This is a genomic window from Streptomyces sp. DH41 (assembly GCF_029813785.1).
Classification (GTDB): Bacteria; Actinomycetota; Actinomycetes; order Streptomycetales; family Streptomycetaceae; genus Streptomyces.
Map to the genome: position 1 here is coordinate 70,770 of NZ_JARVKY010000012.1, position 19,178 is coordinate 89,947.

Consider the following 19,178-nt stretch of genomic DNA (forward strand, 5'->3'; position numbering starts at 1 on the left):
CGATCATCACACTTCGGCGCCCCGGAACGGGACGTAGTCGTGCGCGTAGCCGAAGTATCCGGGCCCGGCCAGGGCGAGGCCCTCGGGGGTGCGCCAGCGCGGGTCGCAGGGCACGCCGAGGACGCTGACCCGCAGCCCGTAGCGGAGCGTCTCGGTGGTGACCGGTTCGCCGGAGTCGGTGTCCAGGACGCAGATCAGGTCGGGGACGCTGACGACGACCTCGCCGTCGCGGGTGGCGACGAGGTTCTCGTTCTGGAAGGACAGCTCCAGTGCGGACCCGGTGTCCGCGTCAAGGCCTGTGAGCCGGGCCGCGCCGCGGGCGAAGCCGCCGCTGGTGGTGCGCCGCACGTCGACGGTCTTCCCGGTGAAGACCGTCCGGCCGCCGAGGACGCCGGCCGCCGCGGCCACGGGGTCCTGGTGGCCCTCGCGGGCCTCGCGGATGACCCGGCCGACCCGCTCGCACAGCGTCAGGGTGCCGGGCACCAGGTGGTCCTTGGCCTGACGGCCGCTGAGCGCGTAGAGGCTGACCGCCGCGCTGCAGCCCATCTCGACGGTGGCGGCGCGGGCGAGGCGTTCCGCCCAGGCGTTGTCGTCGGTGCGCAGGGTGACGGAGTTGCCGCGTTCGTCGGCGAGCGCCATGGGGGACGCCTTCACACCGCCGAGGGTGGGCAGCAGCATCTGCAGTTCGGGGAAGGCGCGGCCCATGCCGTCGGCGTCGATCAGCGGGACGCCCGCCTCGGCGGCGGCGACGAACGGCGACATCGAGTTCAGGCCGCCCGCCTCGATGGAGACGGTGTGGGTGGCCTTGCGGCCGAGGAGGTCCTCCAGGGCCCGCATGGCGCCGATGATCTCGTCGCCCGAGGGGAGCTTCTCCAGCATCACGGTGGGCGCGCCCATGAAGGCGGTCGGGATGATCAGGGCGTCGTCGTCGGTCTCGTCGAGGTCCAGGAGGGTGACCGGGCCGTTCCGCTTCAGCGCCTGCTGGGCGAGGAGGCGGCCGACGAACGGGTCGCCGCCTCCGCCGGTGCCGAGCACGGCGGCTCCGCGGGCGAGGTCGGAAAGGTTGTCGGCGGTGATCTCACGCATGGGGGCCTCCCAGGCTCAGCTCTCCGACGGCCTTGACGCGGATCCGGGTGGCGTTTCCCGGCAGGTAGGCCAGCGGTACTTCCTCGATGTCGACGATCTCGACGGACCCGGGCCGGGCGCCGGCCGCCACGGCCCGGTCGACGGCCTCCTGGCGGGCCTCGTCGAGTACGGTGTCCCGCTGCTGCGGGACGACCGAGTAGATCCGGTCGACCTCGCCGCCGACCTGGGCGATCGCCGCGCCGATGGCGTTGGCCACGGCGAAGTGGTCGGGGCGGACGACGCGGGAGGCGCCCGCGAGGTCCTCGGGCACCAGGATGCTGCCGCCGCCGACGGCGACGACGGGCACCGGTTCGGCGGAGGCCCGCATCCGGTCGACGACCTCGGCGAGCCGGTCGTCGACGGCGCGCAGGGCGGCGTCGACCACCGCCTTGTCGAGGTGGGCGACGAGCGAGCGGTCACCGACGTCGGCGCGCCCGCCGGCCACCGCGATGTCGGTCGCGGTCAGGCGCGTGCCGCCGAAGACGAGGGCCTCCTGGGCGAGCCGGTAGCCGACGCTGGCGGGGCCTACGGCGGTGCCGGACGCCTGGTGCACCACGTGGCTGCCGCCGCCGATGCCGAGGGAGAGCACGTCGGGCATGCGGAAGTTGGTCTGGACTCCTGCCACGTTGACGTCCGTGGACGCCTCGCGCGGGAAGCCCTGCTGGAGGATGCCGACGTCGCTGGTCGTGCCGCCGATGTCGACCACGGCGCAGGAGGTCAGCCTGGACAGGAACGCGGCGCCGCGCATGGAGTTGGTCGGGCCGGAGGCGAAGGTCGCCACCGGATAGCGGCGGGCGTAGTCGACGTCCATCAGGGTGCCGTCGTTCTGGCTGAGGAAGACCGGGGCGTCGATGCCGGCCTCGGTGACCGTGCGGAGCAGTCCGGTGGCGACCTGGTCGGCGAGGCCGCGCAGGGCGGCGTTGACGACGGTGGCGTTCTCCCGGCCGAGCAGGCCCATGCGGCCGATCTCGTGGGAGAGGCTCACCGGGGCACCGGGCAGTTGCTCGTCGATGATCTCGGCGGCGCGGGTCTCGAACTCCGCGTTGACCGGCGAGAACACCGAGGACAGTGCGAAGGAGGTGGCGCCGGCGGCGACGGCCCGGTCCAGGACCGCGCGGAACTCGGCCTCGTCGAAGGCGGCGATGTGGCTGCCGTCGTACTCGTGACCGCCGTGGCAGAGATAGCTGTGGCCGCCGATCGCGGAGACCAGGCGGTCGGGCCAGTCGACCAGCGGGGGCAGGGCGCGGGTGGCGGGCAGCCCGAACCGGATGGCGGCGGTCCGCGCCAGGCGCTCGCCCTCCACCAGGGCGTTGATGAAGTGGGTGGTGCCGATCATCACCGCGTGGACGGCGGCCGGGTCGAACCCGGTGGCCTGCCGCAGGTCGCCGAGGGCGGTGACGATACCGCCGGTGACGTCGGCCGTGGTGGACGCTTTCACGGCGCCCAGCACCCGGTCGTCGTCGATGAGGACGGCGTCGGTGTTGGTGCCGCCCACGTCGATGCCCAGTCGGAGCATGTGGGTTGTCCTGCCTCTCTCTTTCGGTGGCCGCGCCCGCCGGTGGCGTCGCGGTCGGGCGGCGGGGACGCCGGGGGCGTCGGTGTCCGTCAGGGGGCCGGCGCGCAGTCGGTCGTGTCCGAGAAGGACACCATGGGGACTCCAGGAGTGCGGGCGGGGACGGACGGGAGCGGATGGCCGCCGAGTGCGGTTCGTCGAGCCTAGGCTGCCGCCCCTGAGTGGTCACCGTGCACCAGGCACTGGCACGGGCCGTCGACAGGGCACTGTGCACAGGCGGAATTCGGCCGGGTGAGGTCTCGTCCACGTCCGCGGTGCGGCCTGCACGGCCACGGTGGCCCGGCTGTGCGGGCCGCACCTTGTGGCGTTCGACGGGTCCGCGCAGGGTGGGCCGACCGCCCCGCTCGCCCCACCCGGAGGTGCTGTGCAGCTCACGGTCGTGCTTCCCGCATCACCGACGCGTTCACCGGGGAGGTCCGTCAGGAAGTCGGCGCCTGGGTGCCGGTACGAGGAGGCGCCGGCCGGCCCGGGCATGCCCGACGCGTTCGGCGAGGCCACCGGGGACGGCGCGGAAGCGGTGTTCGTCAGCTGCTTCGGCGGCGACCCCGGTGTGCGGGCGGCACGGGAGATCGTGGACATCCCGGTGGTCGGCGGCTTCGAGCCCGCCGTGCTTCCCTCTCTCGCACTCGGCGAGCGCACCGGCGTGATCACCGTCCTGTCCTCGACCCCACGGGGGCTGCGATCATGTGGCTGGAGTCTCAGGTGCGGCTGGGGGTGCGACCCTGCGACCCAGCCGCACCACGTACCTGCCGCCCCGGCCGAAGGACCGCGTCGCCTGACGCGGTCTGCCCCGTCCGTTCCGCCCGTTCGCCCCTCTCCTGCTCGTCCGCCACCCCCATCCGTCCGTCTCCCTCTCATCCGTCCGGCCCCCACGTCCCTGGAGTTGAGTCATGGCCCTCGATGTCGCCGCGATCCGCGCGCACGTGCCCGCCCTGAAGTCCGGTACCGCGAGGTTCGACGCGCCGGGCGGTACGCAGACCCCGCAGCCGGTGATCGACGCGATCGCGTCGGCGCTGACCACCCCGCTCGCCAACCGGGGACGGAACACCGAGGGCGAGCGCAACGCGGACCGGATCGTCTCCGAGGCCCGGTCCGCCCTGGCCGACCTCCTCGGCACCACTCCGGGGACGGTGGTCTTCGGGCGCAGCGCCACCCAGCTCGTCTACGACCTGTCCCGGACGCTCGCCAAGGGCTGGGGCCCGGGCGACGAGGTGGTGGTCACCCGGCTCGACCACGACTCGAACATCCGGCCGTGGGTGCAGGCCGCGGAGTCGGCGGGGGCGACCGTGCGGTGGGCGGACTTCGATCCGGCCACGGGCGAGCTGCGGCCCGAGCACGTCGAGGCGGTGCTGAGCCCGCGTACCAGGCTGGTCGCGGTCACCGCCGCGTCCAACCTGATCGGGGCCATGCCCGACCTGCCGGCGCTCGCCGCCCTCGTCCATTCGACCGGCGCGCTCTTCCACGTCGACGCGGTGCACTACGCCTCGCACGCGGTGGTGGACCTGGCGGCGATCGGCGCGGACACGCTGGTCTGCTCGCCGTACAAGTTCCTCGGGCCGCATCTGGGCGTGCTGACCGGCCGGGCGGAGCTGCTGGAGTCGCTGCGCCCGGACAAGTTGCTGCCGTCCGCCGACACCGTGCCCGAGCGGTTCGAACTGGGCACGCTTCCGTACGAGTCGCTGGCCGGGTCGGCGGCGGCGGTGGACTTCCTGGCGGGGCTGGACCCTCGGGCCCGAGGCTCTCGCCGGGACCGGCTGGTCGCCTCCTTCGCGGCGCTGGAGGCGCACGAGGACGCGCTGCGCGAGCGGATCGAGCGGGGCCTGGCCGACCTCGGCGGGATCACCGTGTACTCCCGGGCCGCGCGGCGCACGCCGACCCTGCTGTTCACCGTGGCGGGCCTGCGGCCGGCCGACGTCTACCGGGAGCTGGCCGAGCGGGGGGTCGACGCGCCGGCCGGCTCCTTCTACGCCGTGGAGGCCTCGCGCCGGCTGGGGCTCGGCGACGAGGGCGGCGTGCGGGTCGGGCTCGCGCCGTACAGCAGCGCGGACGACGTGGACCGGCTGCTGACGGCGCTGGACTCCCTCCCCCGCTGACGCACGGCGGCATGGGCGCGTCCGTCCCGGTGAGCCGCCGTGCGTACGGCGGCTCACCGGGACGGTCCCTCCGCTCCCGGCCTCACCCCAGGGGGACGGTCACCTCTCCCGTGCCCTGCGCGCTCGCGCCGCCCGCGACGCGCACCGTGAACGGACGGTCGGTACCGCTCGCGGTGACCCGCAGGGTGTCCCCGTCCCGCCGCGCACGGAACGTCGCGGCGGGCGTGCCCAGCAGGTCGGGCACGGTGATCTCGGCCGCGTAGTCGGGTCCGGCGGGCGGGTGGACGAGCAGGGTCGGGGCGTCCAGCCAGTCCCCGTCGGGGCGCTGGTCGTCCGAGGCCAGCGGCAGGACGGCGCCCTCACGGACGTACAGCGGCAGGCTGTCGTAGCCGTGCCGCTCGGTGCGCCAGACCGGGCCGGTGACGCGCTCGCCGGTCAGGAGGTGGGTCCAGGTGCCCTCGGGGAGGTACACCTCGACCTCGCCGTCCTCGGTGAAGACCGGGGCGACCAGGAGGTCGGAGCCGAGCATGTACTGGCGGTCCAGCGGGCGGCAGCCCGGGTCGTGCGGGTACTCCAGGACCATCGGCCGCATCATCGGCACGCCGGTGCGGTGGGCCTCTGCGGCGACGCCGTACAGGTAGGGCATCAGGCGGTGCTTGAGGAGGGTGAAGCTCCGGGCGACGTCGACCGCCTCCTCGCCGAACTCCCACGGCACCCGGTACGAGGAGGAGCCGTGCAGGCGGCTGTGCGAGGAGAGCAGGCCGAAGGCCAGCCAGCGCTTGAAGACCGCGGGGTCGGGTGTGCCCTCGAAGCCGCCGATGTCGTGGCTCCAGAAGCCGAAGCCGCTCAGGGACAGGGACAGGCCGCCCCGCAGCGACTCGGCCATCGCCTCGAAGGACGACCAGCAGTCGCCGCCCCAGTGGACGGGGTACTGCTGGCCGCCCGCGGTCGCGGAGCGGGCGAAGAGGACGGCCTCGCCCTGTCCGCGCTCCTTCTCCAGGAGTTCGAAGACGGTCCGGTTGAAGAGGTGCGTGTAGTAGTTGTGCATGCGCTCCGGGTCGGAGCCGTCGTGCCAGACGACGTCGGTGGGGACGCGCTCGCCGAAGTCGGTCTTGAAGCAGTCCACGCCCTGGTCGAGCAGCGGCTTGAGCTTTCCGGCGTACCAGTCGCGGGCGGCGGGGCTGGTGAAGTCGACCAGACCCATGCCGGCCTGCCACAGGTCCCACTGCCAGACGTCGCCGTTCGTCCGGCGCACCAGGTGCCCGAGGGCGGCGGCCTCGTCGAAGAGGGGGGACTTCTGGGCGATGTAGGGGTTGATCCAGGCGCTGACCTTCAGCCCCCTGGCCTTGAGCCGGGCGAGCATGCCGTCCGGGTCGGGGAAGACGTCCGGGTCCCACTGGAAGTCGCACCACTGGTACTCGCGCATCCAGAAGCAGTCGAAGTGGAAGACGGAGAGCGGGATACCCCGCTCGGCCATGCCGTCGACGAACGACGTCACCGTCTCCTCGTCGTAGGAGGTGGTGAAGGACGTGGTGAGCCACAGGCCGAAGGACCAGGCGGGCGGCAGGGCGGGGCGGCCGGTGAGGGCGGTGTAGCGGGTGAGGACGTCCTTGGGGGTGGGGCCGGCGACGACGTAGTACTCCAGCGTCTGGTCCTCGACGCTGAACTGCACCTGGCCGACGGACTCGGAGCCGACCTCGAAGGAGACCGAGCCGGGGTGGTTGACGAAGACGCCGTAGCCGCGGGAGGAGAGGTAGAACGGGATGTTCTTGTAGGCCTGCTCGCTGCTGGTGCCGCCGTCGGCCTGCCACATGTCGACGACCTGGCCGTTCTTGACGAACGGGGTGAAGCGCTCGCCGAGGCCGTAGATCTGCTCGCCGACGCCGAGCGCGAGCCGGCTCAGCATGTGGTGCGCGCCGTCGCCCGTGGTGGCGAACGCGGTGCTCTTGGCGCCCGCGTGGGTCAGCTCGCGTCCGTCCGCGTCGTGGAAACTGAGGCCCCAGGGGCCCTCACGGTCCAGGCGGAGGGTCAGCGGGCCGCTGGTCAGCTCGGTGACCGTGCCGTCCTGGCGCACCTCGCCGGCGCCGTCCGCCGCGCCCGCGAGGGCGAAGTCGGGGCCCGGCCGACGCTTGCCGGCGTGGTGGGTGACGCGGACGCCGATGACGCCCTCGGTGGGAGAGAAGCACTCGACCGTGAGGAGCGGCGCGTTGAGCGTGTCCCCCCTCCGCGTCACCTTCTTCACGGCGGCATACGTGGTGAAGCGCTTCGATTCGGGGCGCACATCGCGTACTTCGGTGGCGTACGAGAGATGCACGCCGTCACGGATGAGCCAGAAGCCGTCGGTGAACTTCATGATCTTCCTTGGGTGCGGCGGGAGGTGTCGGATGGGGAGCACGGGGGCCGTCTCACAGCGTTTTGATCGTACACAAAACAAATCCGGCCGCAGAGGGCTTCGCGAAGTCTTCACCGCGCTGAACAGGCGTGATCACTCACCAGAACAGCCCACTCACCCCACGGAGTAACGAGACCGAGGCCACTTTCCTCTAGCGCGGCAGCACGTTCGTGACGTATTAGTCATCACATCAAACAAAACGGTCCGGCAAGGAAGCCGGACGGTACGACAGCAAGGGCCCCGCACCATGTCGAAGCGCTTCACCTCGCTCGCCTTGACAGCACACCCTCCGGCTGCCACGCACCGCGGGCGAGGACGCTCACGCCGAGCCGTCGCCCCGTTCGCCGCCGTCTCCGTCCTGGTCGCCGGCGCGGCGCTCACGGGCTGCGGGCAGCAGCGAGACGCCGACGTGTACACCGTGATGAACTCCTCGACCGACGAGTCCTACCACCGCTGGGACGCGGAGGCGATGGCCCGCTGCGGCAAGCAGCTGGGCATCACCATCGAGCAGCAGAGCGTCCCGGCGTCACAGGTGATGACGAAGGCGCTGCGCATGGCGTCGTCCAAGTCGCTGCCCGACATCGTGCAGTTCGACGCGTCCGAGATGCCGACGTTCGCCGACGCGGGCGGGCTGGTCGACCTCGAATCCCTCGGGCTGAGCACCGACGGCATCCCCGAGGGCATCGTCGACTTCGGCTCGTACGAGGGGACGTACTACGGCGCGGCCCGGTCCGTGAACACGCTCGCGCTCTTCTACAACAAGGACGTCCTCGACAAGGCGGGCATCGAGGTGCCCGCCACGTGGGCACAGCTGCGGGAGAGCGCCGAGAAGCTCACGCAGGGCAACCAGTACGGGCTGGCGCTCAGCGCGGGTGGCGCGGAGGACGGCGTCTTCCAGTTCACGCCGTTCATGTGGTCCAACGGCGGTGACGAGACGGACCTGGACAGCCCGCAGGTCGTCGAGGCCCTCGACTACTGGAAGGGCCTGCTGAAGGACGGCTCGCTCTCGAAGTCCACGGTCAACTGGACGCAGGCGGACGTCAACGACCAGTTCATGGCCGGCAACGCGGCCATGATGATCAACGGGCCGTGGCAGGTGGAGACGCTCAACACCGACAAGTCGCTGGACTGGGGCATCGCCCCCATCCCCGTGCCGGAGGCCGGCGACGACTCGGTGGGTCCGCTCGGCGGCGCCGTGCTCACCGTGCCCAACACCGGTGACGAGGCGCGGGAGAGGACCGCCGCGAAGATCGTGGCCTGTCTGGCGAGCGAGAAGGAACAGCTGACCTACGCGCTCAACAGCTGGATGGTCCCGGCCAACGCGAAGGCCGCCGCCGTCTGGCGCGAGAAGGTGCCCGAGCTGGACTCCCTCGCCGACCAGGTGGCCGTCGCACGGTCCCGGACGGCGAAGCTCGGCGCCGGCTGGTCGAGCGTGTCGCTCGCCCTGCAGAGCGCCTTCCAGTCCGCCCTGACCGGCCAGTCCAGTGAGACCGCCCTGAAGCGCGCCCAGCAGCGGGCCACGAGCGGGAACTGAGGAAACGCGCCCATGACCACGTCCACCGTCACCACCCAGACGCCCGCCGAGGCGTCAAAGACGGCCGCCGCGCCGGACCCCGACCGGCTCAGGCGCCGGCGCCGGCTCGCCCAGTGGGGGTTCGTCGCCCCCGCCGTCGTCTTCATGCTGCTGTTCTTCGGCTACCCGCTCGTCCGCAACGTCGTGATGAGCTTCCAGCACTACACACCGAAGACCTTCTTCACCGGTGAGGCGCCCTTCAACGGCGCCGACAACTGGTCCAACGTGTTCCAGGACGCCCTGTTCGGCAAGGCGCTGTGGCACACCCTCGTCTTCACCGCGGGCTCGCTGATCGGGCAGTTCTGCATCGGCATGGCGCTCGCGGTCTTCTTCAGCCGCCGGTTCCCGCTCAACGGGGTGCTCCGCTCACTGATCCTGCTGCCCTGGCTGGTACCCATGGTGGTGTCCGGCATCGTCTGGCGGCGCATCCTCGACCAGGACACGGGCGTGCTGAACTCGTTCCTGGACACCGTCGGGATCGGCGGCAGCACGCCCTGGCTGACCAGCCCGGAGATGGCTCTGGTGTCGGTCATCCTGGTCAACATCTGGATCGGCATCCCGTTCAACATGGTCATCCTGTACGGCGGTCTCCAGGAGATCCCGAAGGAACTGCACGAGGCCGCCGCCCTGGACGGCGCCTCGGCGTGGCGGACCTTCCGCTCCGTCACCCTGCCGATGCTCAAGCCCGTCATCACCGTCGTGCTCGTGCTCGGTTTCATGTCGACGGTCAAGATCCTCGACCTGATCCTCGCCCTCACCGACGGCGGGCCGGCCGACGCCACCCAGACGCTCGGCACACTCACGTACCAGAACTCGTTCGTGCAGCTGGACTTCGGCGCGGGCGCCGTCGTCGGCAACGTACTCATCCTGATATCCGCCGTGTTCGCGGTGTTCTACCTGCGGGCCAACCGCACCGAGGGGAAGTGACGTCCATGGCCTCCCACACGCCCACAGCCTCCCGGCGCCGCTGGGGTTCCACCGTCGCCGGCGTTCTCGTCCTCGGCGTGATGCTGTTCCCGCTGTACTGGATGCTCAACACCGCGCTCCAGCCCGAGTCCGGGCTGCTCCAGGTCGACCCGGTGCCGGGCAGCCTGGACCTGTCCGGGTTCTCCAAGGCCATCAGCGACCAGGGCGGCAACCTGCTGACCTCGCTGGCCGTCTCGCTCGGCGCGGTCGCCATCTGCCTGGCGGTCTCGGCGCCGGCGGCGTACGGCCTGGCGCGGTTCGGGCTGCGCGGCTCGCGCACGATCGTGTTCGGCACGTTGATCACCCAGATGGTGCCGGGCATCGTCATCGCCAACGCCCTCTACAACTCGTACGTCGACCTGGGCCTGGTCAACTCCTACTTCGGCCTGATGCTCGCGGACGCCTCGCTGGGCATCCCCTTCTCCATCGTGCTGATGCGCGCCTTCATGGTGTCGATCCCGGGCGAGGTGATCGAGGCCGCGCAGATCGACGGCGCCGGGCCGGTGCGGACGTTCGTACGGGTCGTGCTGCCGATGAGCCGCAACTCGCTGATCACGTCCGGGCTGTTCGCGTTCCTGTTCTCGTGGAGCGACTTCATGTTCGCGCTCACCCTGAACACGACCGACGACGTCAAGCCCATCACGCTGGGTATCTACCAGTACATCGGCGCGCACGTCGGTGACTGGGGCTCGGTGATGGCCGCCTCCGTGCTCTCCGCGGTCCCGGCGGCGATCCTGCTCGTCCTCGCCCAGAAGTACATCGCCGCCGGGATCACCGGTGGTTCCGTCAAGTGACCCCCCGGGTGCACCTCGGGGTGCACCCTCGTACGCATGGAGATGAGCTGCACAGCATGAGTGACTTCCCCAGTTTTCCGCCCGGTTTCGTGCTCGGCGCCGCGACCGCCTCGTACCAGATCGAGGGCGCGGCACGGGAGGACGGACGCGGTCCGTCGATCTGGGACACCTACAGCCACACCCCCGGCCTGGTGGTGAACGGGGACACCGGTGACGTGGCCTGCGACCACTACCACCGCTACCCCGAGGACGTGGCGCTGCTGCGCGACCTGGGTGTGGACTCGTACCGCTTCTCGATCGCCTGGCCGCGCATCGTGCCCCAGGGTTCGGGCGCGGTGAACCAGAAGGGCCTGGACTTCTACTCCCGCCTGGTCGACGAGCTGCTCGCCGCGGGCATCGAGCCGGCCGCCACCCTCTACCACTGGGACCTGCCGCAGGCCCTGGAGGACCGGGGCGGCTGGCGGACGCGGGAGACGGCGGAGCGGTTCGCCGAGTACACGGCGGTCATCGCCGAGCACCTGGGTGACCGGGTGCCGCGCTGGATCACGCTCAACGAGCCGTGGTGCAGCTCCTTCCTGGGCTACTCCATCGGGCGGCACGCTCCCGGCGCCAAGGAGGGCCGGGGCGCCCTGGCCGCCGCCCACCACCTGCTGGTCGGCCACGGTCTGGCGGTGCGCGCCCTGCGGGCGGCCGGGGTGCGCGAGGTGGGCATCACGCTCAACCTGGACCGCAACCTGCCGGCCACCGACTCCCCCGCCGACCTGGCGGCCGTGGTCCGCGCGGACACCCAGCACAACCTGGTGTGGACCGAGCCGATCCTCGCGGGCCGCTACCCGGCCACCGAGGAGGAGACCTGGGGCGAGCTGATCACCGGGGAGGACTTCCGGCGGGACGGCGACCTGGAGCTGATCTCCCAGCCGCTGGACTTCCTCGGCGTCAACTACTACCGGCCGATCGTGGTCGCCGACGCCCCGCACCGCGAGAGCGACCCGGCGCTGCGGGTGGCCACGGACAACCGCTACGAGGAGGTCCGGCACCCGGGCGTCCGGCACACCGCGATGAACTGGCCGGTCGTCCCGGACACCTTCACCGACCTGCTCGTCCAGCTCAAGAAGCAGTACGGTGACGCGCTGCCGCCGGTCCACATCACGGAGAACGGCTCGGCGGAGGACGACGCGCCCGCCGCCGACGGCGCGGTGCACGACGCCGACCGCGTCGCCTACCTGCGCGACCACCTCACCGCGCTGCGGGCGGCGATGGACGCGGGAGTGGACGTACGCGGGTACTACGTGTGGTCGCTGCTGGACAACTTCGAGTGGGCGTACGGCTACGACAAGCGCTTCGGCATCGTCCGGGTGGACTACGACACGCAGGAGCGCACGCCGAAGGACAGCTACCGCTGGTACCGGGAGATGATCGCCGCCAACCGGGGCTGACCTGGAACGCGGAGGGCTCGGCCGGGCGGGCGGCCCCCCGCGTTCAGCTCTGCTCCCGCTCCGCGCACGCCGCCGGGTCGGCCAGCACCTCGCGGACGATCACACCGGCCGCGCCCCGGGCCGCGTCGCCGAGGGAGGAAGAAGGCCGCAGCCGCTTCCCGTCCTCGCTCCACAGTCCGGAGACCACGCGAAGGGCGAGCTCCCGGTCCACGGCGGGGGCCAGCCAGTCCATCAGCTCGCGGTAGACGCCGCCGAGCATCACCGCGTCGGGATCGAAGAGGTTCACCGCGCCCGACACGACGACGCCCAGCCGCCGCCCGGCGCGCTCGATCGCCGACAGGGCGACCGGGTCGCCCCGCCGGGCGCGGCGTTCCAGTTCGGCGACGCCCTGCACGCCCGCGTCCGCGTCGATGCCCGCGGCCGTGAGCAGCGCGGCCTGTCCGGCGTACTGCTCCAGGCAACCGTGGGCCCCGCACCGGCACAGCGGTCCGTCCGGGTCGACGACCATGTGCCCGATCTCCCCGGCGAAGCCGTGCGCGCCGCGCAGCAGTTCACCGCCCAGCACCAGGGCGCCGCCGATGCCGATCTCGCCGGTCAGGTAGAGGAAGCTGCGCACGCCCTCGGTGCCCGCGCCGAACCACAGCTCGGCGAGGGCGGCGGCGTTGGCCTCGTTGTCGGAGCTGACCGGCAGGGGGCGGTGAGCGGGGCGCAGGGCGAGGAGCGCCTGGGCGAACAGGCCTTCGACCGCGACGCGCTGCCATCCCAGGTTGGGGGCCTGGCGCACGCTGCCCCCGGTCACCAGGCCCGGCAGCGCGACATGGACGCCGGCCGGCACGAGGTCCTGTTCCGCCGCCGAGCCGATGGCGCGGGCCGCCAGCCGGGCCGCGCGTGCCAGTACCTCGGCAGGCTGGACCCCGCGGTTGTCGAAGTGCTCCACGAGCCGGACCCGGTCGGTGCCGGCGAGGTCGACGACGCACACGGTGACGTAGTCGATGTTGATCTCGACGCCCAGGCCCGCCGGGCCCGACCGGGACACCTTCAGGACGGTGCCGGGCCGGCCGGCCTGGCCGCTGCTGGTCTTGCCCCACTCGGAGACGAAGCCGTACTCCAGCAACTGTTCGACCAGGGACGACACCGCCGCCCGGGTCAGTCCGACATGCGTGGCGATACCGGCCCGGGTCGCCTCCCCCGCGTCGTGCACGGCTCTCAGGACCAGGCTGAGGTTGTGCCGTCTGACCGTGGCCTTGTCGGCCTTCGGCTCCAGGGGGGTGAGGGTGTTCTTCATGGTGGTGTCGAGCGTATGCGACGCCGAGGGCCCCGCCCCGCGCCCCCGTGCCCGGTCGGACGCCCTTGCTCCTCGCCCGCCCTCGCCTCTAGCCTGATTTTGTGCCGCAAATAAACAAAACCCGATCGCACAACGCCGTGCCGGGCCCCAGCGACAACCTCACCCGCCTCCGCATCGCCCTGACCGCCTTCTTCGCCCTCGACGGCTTCGTCTTCGCCGGCTGGGTCGTACGGATCCCCGCCATCAAGGAGCAGACCGACTCCTCGGCCAGCGACCTGGGGCTGGCGCTGCTCGGTGTCTCCGCGGGTGCCGTCGTCACCATGACGCTCACCGGACGGCTGGTCCGCCGCTACGGCAGCCACCCCGTCACCGTCGCCTGCGCGGTGCTGCTCTGCCTCAGCATCGCCCTGCCCCCGCTCACCCACTCCGCGCTCGCGCTCGGCGCCGTCCTGCTGGTGTTCGGCAGCGCGTACGGCGGGATCAACGTCGCCTTCAACAGCGCCGCCGTCGACCTGGTGGCCGTCCTGCGGCGCCCGATCATGCCCAGTTTCCACGCGGCGTTCAGTCTCGGCGGCATGATCGGCGCCGGGCTCGGCGGGCTCGTCGCCGGGTCGCTGTCGCCGGTGCGGCACCTGCTCGGTCTCGCCGTGATCGGCCTGCTCGTCACCCTGGTCGCGGGGCGCGCCCTGTTGCGCTGCGAACCCGCCGTCCCGCCGGACCGCACGCCCGAGGACGACAGCGCCCCGCGCCGGCTCGACCGCCGTACCCGCCGCCTCGTCATCACCTTCGGCCTGATCGCCCTGTGCACGGCGTACGGCGAGGGTGCCATGGCCGACTGGGGCGCTCTGCACCTGGAGGCGGACCTCGACGCCTCGCCGGGCATGGCGGCGGCGGGCTACTCCTGCTTCGCGCTCGCCATGACCGTGGGCCGGCTGACCGGCACGACGCTGCTGGAGCGCCTCGGCCGGACGACCACGGTGGTGGCCGGCGGCACGACCGCCGTGGCCGGCATGCTGCTCGGCTCACTCGCCCCGTCCGTGTGGGCGGCGCTGTTCGGTTTCGCGATCACCGGGCTCGGGCTCGCCAACATCTTCCCGGTCGCGATCGAACGGGCCGGGGCACTGGGCGGCCCCAGCGGCGTCGCGACCGCGTCCACCCTGGGCTACGGCGGCATGCTGCTCGGGCCGCCCGCGATCGGCTTCATGGCCGACTGGTTCTCCCTGCCGGCCGCGCTCACCAGCGTGGCGGCGCTCGCGGCGGTCGCGGTGCTCGTCGCGGTGGCGACCCGGCGTGCGGGGGTGCCGGGCTGATCCGCCGGGCGCCGCTCGGGCTGCCCGGGCTGCCCGCCGGGGACTGCACGGTGGTTCGCGCCGAGGCGCCCTCGCATCCGGGTACGTCCTGTCTACGCCACCCCGGTCAGACGGTCGAGACGATCACGGTGCGCGGAGGTCATCTCGAGACGTCCCGCGGCGATGTTCTCCTCCAGGTGATCGATCCGGCCGGTGCCGGGGATCGGGAGGATGACGGGTGAGTGGCCGAGGAGCCAGGCAAGCGCGACCTGCGTGGGGGTGGCGTCCAGCTCGGCCGCCACGGAGGCGATCTCGGCCTCTGCCCCCGACTCGCCCCAGGCGACCGGGCGCCACGGCAGGAAGGCGATCCCCGCCGCTTCGCAGGCCGCGAGTACGGGCTCGTGCTCGCGGTCGAGCAGGTTGTACCGGTTCTGCACGCTGGCGACATCGACGATCGTTCGCGCCTGGTCGAGTTGGTCGACGGTGACCTCGGACAGCCCGATCCGACCGATCTTGCCCTCTGCCCGCAGGTCCCGCAGCGTGCCCACCTGGTCGGCGAGCGGCGTGTCGGGGTCGACGCGATGCAGCTGAAGCAGTTCGATCCGCTCGACGCGCAGTCGGCGCAGGGCCCGCTCGACCTGATCGCGCAGCACGGCAGGCCGGCCGTCGAGCTTCCACTCTCCCGTGGGACCCGACCGGGCGACACCGACCTTGGTGGTGATCTGCAGTCCGTCCTCGTAGGGATGCAGGGCCTCGGCCAGGAGCTCCTCGTTGGTGCCCCCGCCGTACATGTAGGCGGTGTCGATCAGCGTGACGCCCAGTTCGACGGCCCGCCTGGCGACCGCGAGGGCGTTCTCGCGGGGCGGCCCCTCCTCCGTGGGCAGGTGCATGGCACCGAACCCCAGCCGCCGCACTTCCAGATCCCCGCCGATACGAAACGCGGATGTCACGTGCTGACCCCTCTCCCCGTTCAACGGGGCAACGTTAACAGCCCAGTTGACCATGACCTGTTGACCATGACCGGTCGTTCGGGGCTGCCCTGGAGCCCGCTCCATCCGGCACACTGCCTGACATGGAGATCACCGCGTTCGTCGAAGTCGTGGCCCACGAGGGCGCGTTGCTCGCCGCGGCCGCCGAAGCTGCGGGCACCGGCGCCAAGGTGCCGACCTGCCCCGGCTGGCAGGTGCGGGACCTGCTGCGGCACACCGGGATGGTGCACCGCTGGGCGACGGCGTTCGTCTCCGAGGGGCACACCGGCCCGCGGCCCGACGGTGGCCTGCCCGAGGTCGACGGCACCGCGCTGGTGGCCTGGTTCCGGGAGGGACACGAACAGCTCGTCGACGCACTCGCCGACGCCTCGCCCGACCTGCGCTGCTGGCACTTCCTGCCCGCGCCGTCACCGCTGGCGTTCTGGGCCCGGCGGCAGGCGCACGAGACGACCGTGCACCGGATCGACGCCGAGTCGGCCAGGGGCGGCGACCCCACCGGCATCGGCGTGGCCTTCGCGGTGGACGGCATCGACGAGTTGCTGTGCGCCTTCCACGCCCGCCCGAAGAGCGCGGTGCGCACCGAGGAGCCCCGCACACTGCGAGTACGGGCGACGGACGCGCCGGCCTCCGTGTGGACCGTGCGGCTGTCCGCGCAGCCTCCCGTGACCGAGCGGGACGACGCCGGGGACGCCGACTGCGAGCTGAACGGACCGGCCGCACAGCTCTACTCGGCGCTGTGGAACCGCCGGCCTTTCCCGGAGGTGACCGGCGACGCCTCGCTCGCCGCGTTGTGGCGGGAGAAGTCGGGCGTCACCTGGAACTGATCCGGGCCGCGCCGCAACGTCGGTCAGTCGGTCAGTCGGTCAGTCGGTCAGCATGCGGTGCAGCACGGCCCGTTGCACCGGGAGCACCTGGCCGTACATGACCCGCCCCTTCGGGGTGAGCGCCACCCGCACGCCCCGCCGGTCCTCGGGGCACATGGAGCGCTCGACGAGTCCGTCCTCCTCCAGCCTGGCGACCAGCCGCGACAACGCGCTCTGGCTCAGGTGGACCCGCTCGGAGATCTGCTGGACCCGGTATCCGCAGGGGCCGGAACCGTCCTCGTCCAGCGCGCCGGCCAGCACGTCGAGAACCTCGAAGTCGCTACCGCACAGACCGTGCCGGTGCAGCGCACGGTCGAGTTCACACTGGATGCGGGCGTGCAGGGACAGAATGCCGCGCCACTGGGTCACGAGTGCCTGTTCGACGTTCTTCGCCGCCATGGGGCGCACCGTAGCAGAGCGGTCGCGATCGGCGTCCGACTGCCGAATCGGCGCGGGTCTGGGAAAATCGCCGGCATGGACACCTACGGGGGACGGCGTACGCAGGGCGAGCGGGACGCGATCACGGTCGAGATCGGATACGCGCTGTGCAGCGCGGCGTTCGCGGGGGCCGTGCTGTTCGGGGCCGTGGCCGGACCCGCGTATCTCTTCGCACCGCCGGCCGGTGTGCGGGGCGCGCTCGTCGGCTCGGGTGTGGTGCTGGCCGTCGTGGTGTTCCTCGTCCGTGTGGTGAGCGTGCTGGTCCGGTTCGCGCGCGGTGGTCAGCCGAGCCAGCCCGGCCGCACCAACCCCGACTCGTAGGCCAGGACGACCAGTTGGGCCCGGTCGCGGGCGCCCAGCTTCACCATGGTGCGGCTGACGTGGGTCTTGGCGGTGAGCGGGCTGACGACCAGGCGCCGGGCGATCTCCTCGTTGGACAGGCCGATGCCGACCAGGGCCATCACCTCCCGCTCCCGCTCGGTGAGCCGGGCCAGTTCGCCGGCCGCCGCGGGCTCCTTGGAGCGGGCCGCGAACTCGGCGATCAACCGGCGCGTCACCCCCGGTGAGAGCAGTGCGTCGCCGTCGACCACCGCCCGTACGGCGCGCAGGAGTTCGTCGGGCTCGGTGTCCTTGACCAGGAAGCCGGAGGCACCGGAGCGGATCGCCTCGAAGACGTACTCGTCGAGTTCGAAGGTGGTGAGCATGACGACCTTCACGTCCCGCAGCCCTGCGTCCCCGGTGATCCGGCGGGTAGCGGCCAGGCCGTCGAGGAGGGGCATGCGGATGTCCATCAGGACGACGTCGGGGCGTAGTCCGCGGATCGCGCGCACCGCCTCCTCGCCGTCGGCGGCCTCTCCGGCCACCTCGATGTCCGGCTGGGCGTCCAGCAGCGCCCGGAAACCGGCCCGTACCAGTGACTGGTCGTCGGCGAGCAGTACGCGGATCACCGGTCGTCCTCCTTGGCGTCGTCGACGTCGTTGACATCCGTGGAGCGCTTCACGTCGTCGGCGGGCTTCGCGTCGTCGGCGTGTTCCGCGTTGCCGGAGGGCTTCGCGTCACCGGAGGGCTTCGCGTTGCCGGAGGGCTTCGCGTTGCCGGAGGGCTTCGCGTCACCGGAGGGCTTCGCGTCACCTGCGGGTTTCACGTCGATCGGCAGGGTCGCGAGGACCCGGAATCCGCCGTCGGGGCGTGGTCCCGCCTCGATGGTGCCACCCAGCGCCGCCGCCCGCTCCCGCATCCCGGCCAGTCCGTTGCCACTGCCGCCCGCCTCGGCGCCGGTCGCGGGCCCGTCGTCGTCGACGCGCAGTCGCAGCGCGCCGCCGTCCCGGCCGAGGCGCACGCGCGCGTGCCGCGAACCCGAGTGCCGTACGACGTTGGTGAGGGCTTCCTGGACGATGCGGAACGCGGCCAGGTCCGCGCCGGGCGACAGCCGCGGTGGCTCCCCCTCGACCTCGACGGTGAGACCCGCGCTCGCCGCCTGCTCGACCAGTTCGGGCAGCCGGTCGAGGCCGGGAGCGGGCGCGCGCGGCGCGTCGCCGGGGGTGCGGAGGGTGTCGAGGACCTGGCGCACCTCGCCCAGCGCCTCCTTGCTCTTGGCCTTGATGGTGGTGAGAGCGGAGCGTGCCTGCTCGGGGTCGTTGTCGAGGAGGGCGAGGCCGACGCCCGCCTGAACATTGATGACGGAGATGCTGTGGGCGAGGACGTCGTGCAGTTCACGGGCGATCCGCAGCCGCTCCTCGTCGGCGCGCCGTTTGGCCGCCTGGGCCCGTTCGGCCCGCTCCCGCGCCCACTGCTCACGCCGGGTCCGGGTCAGCTCCGACAGTGCCACGATGGCCACCACCCAGGTGGCGATCACGATCTCCTGCCCCCAGGACGCGGCCGCGTCGCCGGACGGAGGCAGCCACCGGTAGAGCCAGTGCGTCAGCAGGGCCAGCCCGGCCCACATCACCGCCATCGCGGCCCACGCGGCCCGGCGGTGCCCGGCGACGACGGCGTTGAAGCAGGCCACCGCGACGGCCACGAACACCGGCCCGTACGGGTACCCGACGAGCAGGTAGACCAGGGTGGTGACCGCCGTGCCGAACACGACGGGCACCGGATACCGGAGCCGCCACAGCAGGACCGCTCCGGTCAGGAACAGCAGCACGCACGCGAAGGGGTCCAGCGGGACCCGTTCGCCCACCTGGGCGTGGGCGGCGAAGTTGGAGCCGAACAGCACGAACGCCGTGATCAGCGTCGTGGAGCGCCAGGGCCACCGGGAGCGGTGTGCCTCGTCGCCCCGGTCGTTCCACCACGGGGGCCCGTGCCGCCACCACTGCGGCGACCCGCCCCCGTGCTCGCGCCTTCCGTCCATGACCGCCAC

The 19,178-nt window shown here is 72.2% G+C and carries 16 protein-coding genes and 1 pseudogene; 9 read left to right on the top strand and 8 right to left on the bottom strand.

Translation table 11 applies throughout. The annotated features are described in order from the left end of the window. Nucleotides 1-6 precede the first annotated feature (6 nt). Nucleotides 7-1,086 (bottom strand): DUF917 domain-containing protein, encoded by a 1,080-nt coding sequence (locus QC283_RS20515; protein ID WP_279563048.1) that lies wholly within the window; start codon nt 1,084-1,086, stop codon nt 7-9. Continuing rightward, complete coding sequence (locus QC283_RS20520; RefSeq protein WP_279563049.1) at nt 1,079-2,641, bottom strand: hydantoinase/oxoprolinase family protein; 1,563 nt, start codon at nt 2,639-2,641, stop codon at nt 1,079-1,081. Before QC283_RS20520 ends, QC283_RS20515 begins: the two co-directional genes overlap by 8 nt. Before the next feature lie 436 nt (nt 2,642-3,077). Here QC283_RS20520 and QC283_RS39635 point away from each other — a divergent pair. Together QC283_RS39635 and QC283_RS20525 are read left to right on the top strand one after the other, a co-directional pair. Beyond that, nucleotides 3,078-3,350 (top strand): annotated as a pseudogene (locus QC283_RS39635) (aspartate/glutamate racemase family protein); the annotation flags it as partial. Nucleotides 3,351-3,588: 238 nt separating this feature from the next. Continuing rightward, the gene (locus tag QC283_RS20525) at nt 3,589-4,791 is read left to right on the top strand and encodes a cysteine desulfurase-like protein (protein WP_279563050.1); all 1,203 of its coding nucleotides are present in this window, start codon (nt 3,589-3,591) and stop codon (nt 4,789-4,791) included. 82 nt (nt 4,792-4,873) lie between these two features. On the opposite strand, the gene yicI is transcribed toward QC283_RS20525, so the two are convergent. Next, the gene (gene yicI, locus QC283_RS20530; protein WP_279563051.1) at nt 4,874-7,144 is read right to left on the bottom strand and encodes an alpha-xylosidase; all 2,271 of its coding nucleotides are present in this window, start codon (nt 7,142-7,144) and stop codon (nt 4,874-4,876) included. Between the two features lie 286 nt (nt 7,145-7,430). Here yicI and QC283_RS20535 point away from each other — a divergent pair, with 286 nt between their 5' ends. Genes QC283_RS20535 through QC283_RS20550 form a run of 4 tightly spaced genes read left to right on the top strand, consistent with a single transcriptional unit; the run spans nt 7,431 to nt 11,952 of the window. Beyond that, complete coding sequence (locus QC283_RS20535) at nt 7,431-8,717, top strand: ABC transporter substrate-binding protein (protein WP_279563052.1); 1,287 nt, start codon at nt 7,431-7,433, stop codon at nt 8,715-8,717. 12 nt (nt 8,718-8,729) lie between these two features. Beyond that, nucleotides 8,730-9,683 (top strand): carbohydrate ABC transporter permease, encoded by a 954-nt coding sequence (locus QC283_RS20540; protein ID WP_279563053.1) that lies wholly within the window; start codon nt 8,730-8,732, stop codon nt 9,681-9,683. A 5-nt stretch (nt 9,684-9,688) separates the two neighbouring features. Next, nucleotides 9,689-10,516: a carbohydrate ABC transporter permease gene (locus QC283_RS20545; protein ID WP_279563054.1), complete on the top strand. Its 828-nt coding sequence runs from the start codon at nt 9,689-9,691 to the stop codon at nt 10,514-10,516. 56 nt (nt 10,517-10,572) lie between these two features. Next, nucleotides 10,573-11,952, top strand: a complete 1,380-nt coding sequence (locus QC283_RS20550; RefSeq protein ID WP_279563055.1) for a GH1 family beta-glucosidase — start codon at nt 10,573-10,575, stop codon at nt 11,950-11,952. 43 nt (nt 11,953-11,995) lie between these two features. Here the strand turns inward: QC283_RS20550 and QC283_RS20555 are convergent, their stop codons facing one another. Next, complete coding sequence (locus QC283_RS20555; RefSeq protein WP_279563056.1) at nt 11,996-13,237, bottom strand: ROK family protein; 1,242 nt, start codon at nt 13,235-13,237, stop codon at nt 11,996-11,998. 137 nt (nt 13,238-13,374) lie between these two features. Here QC283_RS20555 and QC283_RS20560 point away from each other — a divergent pair, with 137 nt between their 5' ends. Then, on the top strand, nt 13,375-14,547 hold the full coding sequence (locus tag QC283_RS20560) for an MFS transporter (RefSeq protein WP_279563194.1): 1,173 nt from the start codon (nt 13,375-13,377) through the stop codon (nt 14,545-14,547). A 92-nt stretch (nt 14,548-14,639) separates the two neighbouring features. Here the strand turns inward: QC283_RS20560 and QC283_RS20565 are convergent, their stop codons facing one another. Next, nucleotides 14,640-15,530, bottom strand: a complete 891-nt coding sequence (locus QC283_RS20565) for an aldo/keto reductase (protein ID WP_443032652.1) — start codon at nt 15,528-15,530, stop codon at nt 14,640-14,642. Nucleotides 15,531-15,598: 68 nt separating this feature from the next. Here QC283_RS20565 and QC283_RS20570 point away from each other — a divergent pair, with 68 nt between their 5' ends. Further along, entirely contained in the window at nt 15,599-16,339 is a 741-nt protein-coding gene (locus QC283_RS20570; RefSeq protein ID WP_279563058.1) for a maleylpyruvate isomerase family mycothiol-dependent enzyme, read from the top strand. Nucleotides 16,340-16,378: 39 nt separating this feature from the next. On the opposite strand, the gene QC283_RS20575 is transcribed toward QC283_RS20570, so the two are convergent. Continuing rightward, on the bottom strand, nt 16,379-16,777 hold the full coding sequence (locus QC283_RS20575; protein WP_279563059.1) for a MarR family winged helix-turn-helix transcriptional regulator: 399 nt from the start codon (nt 16,775-16,777) through the stop codon (nt 16,379-16,381). Nucleotides 16,778-16,852: 75 nt separating this feature from the next. Here QC283_RS20575 and QC283_RS20580 point away from each other — a divergent pair, with 75 nt between their 5' ends. Continuing rightward, the gene (locus QC283_RS20580; RefSeq protein WP_279563060.1) at nt 16,853-17,137 is read left to right on the top strand and encodes a DUF6332 family protein; all 285 of its coding nucleotides are present in this window, start codon (nt 16,853-16,855) and stop codon (nt 17,135-17,137) included. Here QC283_RS20580 and QC283_RS20585 read toward each other — a convergent pair. Beyond that, nucleotides 17,098-17,763, bottom strand: coding sequence for a response regulator transcription factor (locus tag QC283_RS20585; protein WP_279563061.1), 666 nt, complete (start codon nt 17,761-17,763; stop codon nt 17,098-17,100). The genes QC283_RS20580 and QC283_RS20585 overlap by 40 nt on opposite strands. Beyond that, nucleotides 17,760-19,169 (bottom strand): sensor histidine kinase, encoded by a 1,410-nt coding sequence (locus tag QC283_RS20590; protein WP_279563062.1) that lies wholly within the window; start codon nt 19,167-19,169, stop codon nt 17,760-17,762. Before QC283_RS20590 ends, QC283_RS20585 begins: the two co-directional genes overlap by 4 nt. Between the last annotated feature and the right edge of the window lie 9 nt (nt 19,170-19,178).